The sequence below is a fragment of the Rhodovulum sp. PH10 genome, from assembly GCF_000293785.1.
GTDB lineage: Bacteria > Pseudomonadota > Alphaproteobacteria > Rhizobiales > Xanthobacteraceae > Rhodoplanes.
Map to the genome: position 1 here is coordinate 1 of NZ_AKZI01000156.1, position 8340 is coordinate 8340.

Genomic DNA, 8340 nt, shown 5'->3' on the forward strand with positions numbered 1-8340 from the left:
TCCGGGCAGCGACCGGCGCGCTGTCGCGGGCGCGCGGCCGCGACACCGTGCGCACCGGCCGGCGAGCCTCCGGACGGGCATGGGTCCTCGGCCGCGCCCGCACGGCCGGCCGGGCCGAGCGCGGCGCCGTCTCGCTGCGCACGATGCGTCCCGATTCCGGCGCCACCGCGAGCCGCGACGAGGTGGCGGCGGCGACCGCCTTGCGCGGGTCGCGCCTCGGCATCGGCACCCCGGACGACCGCGACGCGGCGCTCTCCACTTCCGGCTCCACGGGCGGCACCGGCGCCGTGGTGGCGTCGTCGGCGAGCGGCAGGTCGAGCGTCGGCGGATCCTCGGTCGAGAGATCGGCCGCCGGCGGCGTGCCGAGCGACCGCTCGGTCTTTTGCGCGAGCGCCGCCACCGCGGTGCCGGCGCCCCGCCGCACCGGGCCGGTGGCGGCCCTGCGGCGCTCCGGCAAGAGCAGCGGGGTCTCGGGCACCACCGCGCGAACGAGATCGCCGAGCGGATCGGCCGAGGGCGGCCGCGTCGTCACCGCCGGTGCGCCCGCCTCGTCGAGCGCGACCAGCGGCAGCCGCGGCGCCTCGTCGTCCGCGGCCGCGCCGGGAAACGCCGGGTCGGCCGTGCCGTCCGCGCGGCTCTCCGGCGACACCGCCGCGATGGCGGTGGTCGCGGTGGTGGCCGCCTCGGCCGGCAGGTCGACCGGCAGCGTCGGATCGATCGCCGCCGAGGCGAGCACGATCGCCCGGTCCACCTGCGACATCGGCACCTGCGAGAGCTGAACCAGCGTGCGGCCGACCATCGGCACCTCGCCGATCCGCGTCACCGCCTCCGGCGCGCCGACCAGCCCGCGCCCGGCGATCGCCACGCCGAGCAGCACCGCCAAGACCGCGACCATCATCAGCCGGAACGTGGGAAGCATCGATCGCCCTGCCCTGCCGCGCGGAACGCGCGGCGCTGCGCCTCGTGGTGCCCTGGGGTTGTGCCCGATGCACCGATTCGCTCCAGGCTAACAGACTCCGCCCCGCCGGTGAATCGGCCGCCGCTCGCGGGCCTCCACGGATGCCCGGCGCCCCACACCGGAACGGGCGAGGCGGAGCGAGGCCGGTACCGGAGTCCGCGATCGCGGCGTGCGAGCGGCGCGCCGATGCCGGGCCGGGACGGGGAGAATCGGCCCGCTCCGATTGTCTGCGCTGCGTCGCGCTGATACGGTCCGCCGCACTCCCGGACCGGCTCGCCCGTGCGCGGCGAAGAACGCCCGGCGGGGCCCGTAGCTCAATGGTCAGAGCCGGCGGCTCATAACCGCTTGGTTGCAGGTTCGAGTCCTGCCGGGCCCACCACCCGCCATTTCCTCCGCTCCCCTCGCCTCCTCCCGTCCCTCCCCTGCCGCCGGCATTCGCGGCTGACGGAACGCTGACGGCGGCGGTCAGCGGCGGATCAGCGCGCGCCGGCGAAGGTGCGGGCGATCCTCATCAGGAAGGCGATCATGACCCGTGCCGCCGACATCGGCCCCCGGTCCTGCGGACCGCTGCGCCGCGACCTTGCGAACGCCCTCGACACGCGAGGCGCGCCCGCGCGCAAAACCACGCCGCCCGCCCGCGACCCCATTCCTGCCGCGTCCGGCTCCGGGGAGGCGCGGCGATGACGTCGGCGACCTTTTTCCGCCCCCGCGGTGACGACCGCCGCGTCGCATCCCGACCCGCGGCGCGATCGGCATCCCGACCGGCGGCCCCGCAGCCCGCTCCCGAGATCGCCGTGTGGGATCGCGCGGTCCGCGCCTTTCACTGGCTCTTGGTGGCGACCGTCGGCGTCGCGCTGGTCACCGGGCTGTGGGCGCCGCCGTCGTGGCACGACGTTCATCTGTGGAGCGGGATCGCCGCCGCCGTCCTGGTCGGCTGCCGCCTGGTGTGGGGCTTGCTCGGGCCGACCTATGCGCGGTTCTCGAGCTTTCGGCCGAGCGTTTCGCGCGCGCTCGCGCATCTGGACGCGATCCGCCGCAATCGCGAGCCGCGCCATATCGGCCACAACCCGCTCGGCGCCCTGATGATCGTCGCGCTGATCGGGGCGGTCACGGTCCTCACGGTGACCGGCCTCCTGGTGCTCGGCGGCGTGTCGAAGGAAGGGCCGCTCGCCGCCTTCACGTCGTTCCGCACCGGCGCGACGGCCCTCACCGCCCATGCCTATGTCGCCTACGCTCTCGCCGGGCTGGTGATCCTCCACGTCCTCGGGGCGCTGCACGACGGCCCGGTGATGCTGCGCGCGATGATCACCGGCACCAAGCCGGCCGGCACCGATGCGATCACGGCGCCGGAGAAGCCCGCCCGCCCGCACCCGGCGGTGCGGACGATCGCCGTCGCGGTCGCCGTCGCGGTGGTCGGCACCGCGGTCTTGTCGGCCAAGCCGGTTCCGGGCATCCCGACCGCGCCGCTCGATCCGCTCTACGCCAAGGAGTGCGGGGCCTGCCATACGCCGCACCATCCGAGCGTCGCGCCGGCCCGCACCTGGGCGGCGATCGTCGCCGGCCTCGACGATCATTTCGGCGACGATGCGAGCCTGTCCGCCGCCGACACGCGCCGCATCGCCGACTGGCTCGCCGCCAACAGCGCGGAAAAATTCGACACCGCCGCGGCGAACCTGATGCGCACCCCCTCCGACACCGACCCGCTCCGCATCACCGCGACGCCCGGCTGGCGCCGCCTGCATGCGGACGTGCCGGACGCGGTGTTCGCCCGCCGCACGGTCGGCGGCCGGCTCGCCTGCTCGGCCTGCCACGCCGACGCCGACAGCGGGCGGTTCGCCGCTCGCCAGATTTCCATCCCAAACCCTTCTCCGGAGACGAAAAGACCATGATGCGAGCTTCATCGATCGTTTGCGCCATCGGCCTCGCGGCCGTGTCGCTCGGCACGGCCGTGGCCGAGCCGAGCGCCGCCCAGAAGGGCGTGCTGGACGGCTACGTCACGACGGCCCGGCAAGAGGCGGGTTTCTCCGGACCGAGCGCCGAGCGCGGCCGGAAATTCTTCTTCGCCGAGCATGCCGGCGGCAAGGCCGACAGCCCGGCCTGCACCTCGTGTCACGGCAAGGATTTGACCAAGCCCGGCGAGACGCGCGCCGGCAAGGCGATCGAGCCGATGGCGGCGTCGGTGACAGCGACCCGTTACACCGACCCGGCGAACGTCGAGAAGTGGTTCAGGCGCAATTGCCGCGACGTTCTCGGGCGCGAATGCACGGCGGCCGAGAAGGCCGACGCGCTCGCCTTCCTGCTCGGGCTGTGAGGGGGCCGCCGATGACCGCGAAAACGATCCTCGCCACCGGTGCTGCGCTCGCCTGCGCCCTGCTGGTCGCCGCCCCGCTGCGCGCCGACGAGGGGCTGCAGATCCCGCCGGTCGGCAACGCCGCCGTGAAGACGGAATGCGGCGCCTGCCATATCGCCTATCCGCCCGGCCTGCTGCCGGCCCGCTCGTGGTCGGCGATCGTGAAGGGGCTGTCCGATCACTTCGGCGACAATGCCGAGCTCGACGCGGCGCTGGCCCGGCAGATCGAGGATTATCTGGTGGCGAACGCCGCCGAATCCGGCTGGGAGACCCGCCGCATGCTGCGCCGGCTCGACGCCGGGAAAACCCCGCTGCGCATCACCGAGATGCCGTGGTGGACCCGCAAGCACGAGCGCAAGGACCGCGTCGCGCCGGAAACGCTCGCCCGCAAGAAGGCGAAGTTCAAGGGCGACTGCAAGGCCTGCCACCAGGACGCCGAGCGTGGCCTGTTCGAGGAGGAGGAGGACGAGCACGCCGGACGGTTCGGCCGCTTCGGGTCCGACGGACGCGGCCACCGGCACTGAGAGCCCGCGCGGAGAGAGAAAAAATCCCGGCGGCCGGGTCGAGGCTCGCCGCCGGGCTTGGGCGTCGGGCTTCGTGCGTCGGGCTGCGGGCGCGGCTCGGAGACCTTTTGCCTCATCCCGGATCGACCGCACTTGATCTCGGCCCCGCCGGGTCCGACGCTGTCGTCACGCGCCGCCGCGACAGAACCGGTTCCGTCACGACGTGACGCGAGGCGTACCAAGATGTCTCGGCCGAACCCGGCGGACGATCGACCCAGAAAAAGCCTGTTCGGGCGCTACTGGGCCGCCGCGTCCCGCTTCTGGACGGGCCGGGCCGCGCGGGTGAGCTGGCCGCTCACCATCGGGCTCGTGCTCGTCGTGCTCGCGCAGATCGGCGTCCAGTACCGGCTCAACTACTGGAACCGCGATTTTTTCGACGCGCTCGAGCGGCGCGATGCGGCCGCCTTATGGGCGCAGGTGGAGCTGTTCGTGCCGCTCGCGGTGCTGGCCGTCGGGCTCGCGGTCGCCTCGGTGTGGGCGCGCATGACCACCCAGCGCAAATGGCGCGAATGGCTGACCCGCCACCTGCTCGCCGCCTGGATCGACCAGCGCCGCTATCAGCGCCTCGACGCGGTCGACGGCGACCACCAGAACGCCGAGTACCGCATCTCGTTCGACGCTCGCATCGCCACCGACGCGCCGGTCGACATGGCGAACGGGCTGCTCAACGCCGCGGTCACCGCGCTGGTGTTTCTCAACGTGCTGTGGACGGTCGGCGGCGACTTCCGGCTGAGAATCGGCGGCCACGAGATGGTGATCCACGCCTATCTGGTGGTCGCGGTGATCGCCTACACGATGGTGTTCACCTCGGCGATGGCGTTCGTCGGGCGCAATCTCACCTCGGTGATCCAGGCGGAGAATCAGGCCGAGGCGGAGCTGCGCGCCGTCACCAACGAGATCCGCGAGCTCGGCGAGAGCAGCCCGCCGGCGACCGCCGGTGCCGTCGACGTGCGCGGCGTGCAGGCGGCATTCGCCCAGGTGCTGAGACGCTGGCGTCAGCTGTGCTGGCAGCTGATGGGCACCACGATGGTGTCGCAGACCGACGTGCTGCTCGCCTCGGTGTGCGCCTGGATGCTGTGCGCCCCGAAATTCCTGGCGGGCGAGATGACGCTCGGCGAGCTGACCCAGGCGTCGGCCGCGTTCGTCTCGGTGCAGGTCGCCTTCAACTGGTTCGTCGACAATTACCAGCGGCTCGCCGAGTGGCGCTCGTCGGTCAACCGCGTCGCCACGCTCCTGCAGGCGCTCGACCGCGCCGACGGTCTTCCGCGGCCCGCCTCCGCCCCGCAGCCGGAGCGGGAGCACGAGCACGCGGTGGTCTGACGGCGTGGAAGAGAGGCGTGGCGAGAACGGAAGACCGCGCGAAAGCGCGGCCTCCCGCAGTATCGGATGTCAGCTCACGGCCACCAGAGGCGGCGACACGGCGCGAGGCCCCGCCGCCTGCGCGCGGATCAGATCGGCGTACCAGTGATACGACGCCTTCGGCGTGCGCTTGCCGGTCGCGTAATCGACGTGAACGATGCCGAAGCGCTGGCTGTAGCCCGAGCCCCATTCGAAGTTGTCGAGCAAGGACCAGATGAAATAGCCGCGCACGTCGGCGCCGGCCGCCCGCGCCTCGCCGAGGGCGCCGATATAGGCCTTCAGATAATCGATCCGCGAGGGGTCGTGCACCTCGCCCTTCGCATCGACCACGTCGGGATTGGCGGTGCCGTTCTCCAGCACATAGACCGGCAGCCGGTAGCGGTCCGACAGGAAGACCAGCGTGTCGCGGAACGCGTCCGGCTCGATCGGCCAGCCCATCGCGGTGCGCCGCACGCTCTCCGGTGCCGGCCCCCAGGCGACGCCGAGCGGATTGCCGTCGCCCGCCTTCATGTAGTGCGGCGAATAGTGGTTGAGGCCGAACCAGTCGATCGGCCGGCAGATTTTTGCGAGGTCGCCCGCCTGTGCCCAGGGCAGGATCAGATCGGCGATCAGCGACGGATAGACGCCGAGAATCTGCGGGTCGGCGAAGGCGCCGTTCCAGTAGGCGTCGAACAGCGCGGCCGCCTTCACGTCCTCCGGCGCCGGGGTCGCCGGGCGGCACGGCTGGATGTTGTGGACGATGCCGAGCGAGGCGTCCTTCACATTGGCGCGCAACACGTCGATCGCCAGGCCGTGACCGAGATTGACGTGATGAATCGCCCGGTGAAACAGGTCGCGGTCGACGATGCCGGGCGCCTGCCCGCCCATCACGAAGCCGAACAGCGTGAACACCGACGACTCGTTGAAGGTGGCGAAGCGCTTCACCCGGTCGCCGTAGCGCCGCGCGATCAGGGCTGCATAATCGGCGAACCAGAAGGCGGTGTCGCGGCTCGCCCAGCCGCCGAGATCGCCGAGCGCTTGCGGCAGATCCCAGTGATAGAGGCACAGCCACGGCTCGATGCCGGCCGCGAGCAGTTCGTCGATCAGCCGGTCGTAGAAGGCGAGGCCCGGCTCGTTGGCGGCGCCGCGCCCCTTCGGCAGCACCCGCGGCCACGACACCGAGAAGCGGTAGGCGCCGACGCCGAGCGCCTTCATCAGCGCCACGTCCTCGCGGTAGCGGTGATAGTGATCGCAGGCGACGTCACCGGTGTCGTTGTCGGTGATACGACCGGGCTGGCGGCAATAGGCGTCCCAGATGCTCGGCCCCTTGCCGTCCTCGGCGGCGGCGCCTTCGATCTGATAGCTCGAGGTGGACACGCCCCACACGAACGGGGCGTTGGAGGCGGCCGCGACCGTCGCAGGCGCGCGCGTGCTCATGATCGACCTTCCTTCGCAGTCTGCCCGCGCAGGCACGGCCTTCGCAGGCGTTACATACGGACGGTATGCTCGCCGCATTTCCGATGTGTTGATGCCGGTCAAGCCGCCCGCGTCTTCGCGGCACGGCACGTCGCCTCGCATCCGTCTCGTCGCATCCGTCTCGTCGCATCGGCCGCGGAGCAGTGCGCCCGGATTACGGAACTCATCGGAGTTTCGCACGCTCATGGATCGGCAGACACTGAGCGTGCGGACCGCCGCTCCGGCGCGGGACTGACGCCTCTCCTCGCCCGCCCCCTCCATCGCCGATCGCGTGACGGCCCGGCGTCGAGGCGGTCATGTGCAACACGGCGAAAATCGTCTTCATCGGGGCCGGCAGCGCGTCGTTCGGCCTCACTCTGTTTCGCGACATGTTCTTCGCGGAAAATTTGCGCGGGTCGACCGTCGTGCTGGTCGACACCGATCCGGTCGCGCTCGCGCGAATGGCGGCGCTCGGGCGGCTGCTCGCCGCGAAGGCCGGCGTCGACGTCACCATCGAGACGACCACCGATCGTCGCGCCGCGCTGCCCGGCGCGACCCACGTCCTCAACGCCACCGCGATCGACCGGATGCGGCTGTGGCGGCACGACTACGAGATCCCGAAGAAGCACGGCATCCGCCAAACGCTCGGCGAGAACGGCGGCCCGGGCGGCCTGTTCTTCACGATGCGCACGCTGCCGATGGTGTTCGACTTCGTGCACGACGTCGAGGAGCTTTGCCCGGACGCGCTGTTCGTCAACTTCTCCAATCCCGAGAGCCGCATCGTGATGGCGCTCGGCAAGTACGCGAAGGTGCGGGTGGTCGGCCTGTGCGAGGGCATCTTCGGCGCCCGCAGCCAGGTCGCCCACATCCTCGAGCGGCCGGAGGCGACGATCGACGTCTGGGGCGCCGGGCTCAATCACTTCCAGTGGCTCCTCGACATCCGCGACCACGCGACCGGCGCCGATCTCTACCCGTTGTTGCGTGAAAAAGAGGCGACCCACGACCCTGCCTTCATCCCGCTCGACCGCACGCTGTTCCGCGCCTTCGGCCTGTGGCCGACCTGCGGCGACAGCCACACCGGCGAGTTTCTCGCCTATGGCTGGGAGGCCGACGGCGGCGAGGACGTCGGCTACGATTTTGCCGGCGACGCCAGGATGCGGGAGGAGTTTCGGGCGCAGGTCGACGGGGTGCTGGCCGGCACCGGCGAAATGCCCGACTGGTGGACCATGCCGTCCGGCGAGCGCGGTGCCGCGGTGATCGCCGCGACGCTGCACAACGAGCGGCGGGTGATCGAGTCGGGCGTCGTCTACAATCGCGGCGCCGTGCCGAACCTGCCGGCCGATCTCGCGGTCGAGGTGCCGATCGTCGCCGATGCCGCCGGCATTCACCCGGTGTCGCTCGGGCCCTTGCCCGATCCGATCGCCAAGCTGCTCGCGGTGCAGGCGAGCGTGCAGCAGCTGGCGGTCGAGGCCGCAGTGCACGCCTCCAAGGAGCTCGCGCTCGAGGCCTTGCTGATCGATCCGGTGGTCGCCTCCACCGCCGCCGCCAAGGCCGTGCTCGACGAGCTGTGGGAGATCGACCGGCCCTATATCCGCGCCTGTGTCTGAGAGCCCGTTTGAAAACTCCGACGGGGCTGCGCCGGAGCCGCTTTCGCCGATCCGGCAGGAGCCGATCGA

At 71.5% G+C, this 8340-nt stretch carries 7 protein-coding genes and 1 tRNA gene; 6 read left to right on the forward strand and 2 right to left on the reverse strand.

The features are described from left to right. Positions 1-919: hypothetical protein (locus A33M_RS20045; protein WP_040622094.1), on the reverse strand; the 919-nt coding region annotated here is incomplete at its 3' end. Between the two features lie 342 nt (positions 920-1261). Between A33M_RS20045 and A33M_RS20050 the strand changes: the two genes are divergently transcribed. The 5 genes from A33M_RS20050 (at position 1262) to A33M_RS20070 (ending at position 5191) form a co-directional block, all read left to right on the forward strand. Next, positions 1262-1337, forward strand: a tRNA-Ile gene (locus tag A33M_RS20050). A gap of 415 nt (positions 1338-1752) precedes the next feature. Then, positions 1753-2847, forward strand: coding sequence for a cytochrome b/b6 domain-containing protein (locus A33M_RS20055; protein WP_008391210.1), 1095 nt, complete (start codon positions 1753-1755; stop codon positions 2845-2847). After that, on the forward strand, positions 2844-3269 hold the full coding sequence (locus tag A33M_RS20060) for a DUF1924 domain-containing protein (RefSeq protein WP_157223587.1): 426 nt from the start codon (positions 2844-2846) through the stop codon (positions 3267-3269). Before A33M_RS20055 ends, A33M_RS20060 begins: the two co-directional genes overlap by 4 nt. An 11-nt stretch (positions 3270-3280) precedes the next feature. After that, complete coding sequence (locus A33M_RS20065) at positions 3281-3832, forward strand: diheme cytochrome c (protein WP_008391212.1); 552 nt, start codon at positions 3281-3283, stop codon at positions 3830-3832. A gap of 222 nt (positions 3833-4054) precedes the next feature. Continuing rightward, positions 4055-5191: an SbmA/BacA-like family transporter gene (locus A33M_RS20070; RefSeq protein WP_008391213.1), complete on the forward strand. Its 1137-nt coding sequence runs from the start codon at positions 4055-4057 to the stop codon at positions 5189-5191. A 69-nt stretch (positions 5192-5260) separates the two neighbouring features. On the opposite strand, the gene A33M_RS20075 is transcribed toward A33M_RS20070, so the two are convergent. Continuing rightward, positions 5261-6646, reverse strand: coding sequence for a GH1 family beta-glucosidase (locus A33M_RS20075; RefSeq protein ID WP_008391214.1), 1386 nt, complete (start codon positions 6644-6646; stop codon positions 5261-5263). Positions 6647-6981: 335 nt separating this feature from the next. On the opposite strand from A33M_RS20075, the gene A33M_RS20080 reads away from it, so the two are divergent. Beyond that, complete coding sequence (locus A33M_RS20080) at positions 6982-8271, forward strand: family 4 glycosyl hydrolase (RefSeq protein WP_008391216.1); 1290 nt, start codon at positions 6982-6984, stop codon at positions 8269-8271. Positions 8272-8340 lie beyond the last annotated feature (69 nt).

Excerpts from the sequence above, each read along its gene's own strand:
- A33M_RS20060 (WP_157223587.1), top strand. The coding sequence starts at position 2,844 with ATGATGCGAGCTTCATCGATCGTTTGCGCCATCGGCCTCGCGGCCGTG.
- A33M_RS20065 (WP_008391212.1), top strand. The coding sequence starts at position 3,281 with ATGACCGCGAAAACGATCCTCGCCACCGGTGCTGCGCTCGCCTGCGCC.
- A33M_RS20070 (WP_008391213.1), top strand. The coding sequence starts at position 4,055 with ATGTCTCGGCCGAACCCGGCGGACGATCGACCCAGAAAAAGCCTGTTC.
- A33M_RS20075 (WP_008391214.1), bottom strand. The coding sequence starts at position 6,646 with ATGAGCACGCGCGCGCCTGCGACGGTCGCGGCCGCCTCCAACGCCCCG.
- A33M_RS20080 (WP_008391216.1), top strand. The coding sequence starts at position 6,982 with ATGTGCAACACGGCGAAAATCGTCTTCATCGGGGCCGGCAGCGCGTCG.